This is a genomic window from Paraburkholderia sp. SIMBA_027, from assembly GCF_046535315.1.
Lineage (GTDB): Bacteria > Pseudomonadota > Gammaproteobacteria > Burkholderiales > Burkholderiaceae > Paraburkholderia > Paraburkholderia tropica.
Map to the genome: position 1 here is coordinate 1 of NZ_JAWRWY010000253.1, position 331 is coordinate 331.

A 331-nucleotide genomic window follows, 5' to 3' on the forward strand; every position below is an offset into this window, starting at 1 on the left:
CCTGGACCTTGAGAATGTCGATGCCGTACTCTTCCGCGCCCAGCGTGAAGACGAGGAACTCCTGACCGCCTGCGTCGACCTGTTGCGCGTCGCGGCGGCTATTCGCACCGGTCGAGTTCGCACCGCTCGAATTGATGGATTGGACTTCTGCCACGTTAGCCCCCAAACGGTTGGGATGAAATGAGTTGAGTAGGTGTTACTGTTACGGCGAATGTGGCGGAGACTATGCGAGGTTCAGCGCGGCCACATCGACGATCAGCGCGACGCTGCCGTCGCCCAGAATGGTCGCCGCCGAAATGCCGTGCACCTTGCGGTAGTTCGTTTCGAGGTT

At 59.8% G+C, this 331-nt stretch carries 1 pseudogene; it reads right to left on the reverse strand.

Features of this window, described 5'->3' with window-relative positions:
• Positions 1-154, reverse strand: a pseudogene (locus SB764_RS39000) (chemotaxis protein CheW); the annotation flags it as partial.
• Positions 155-331 lie beyond the last annotated feature (177 nt).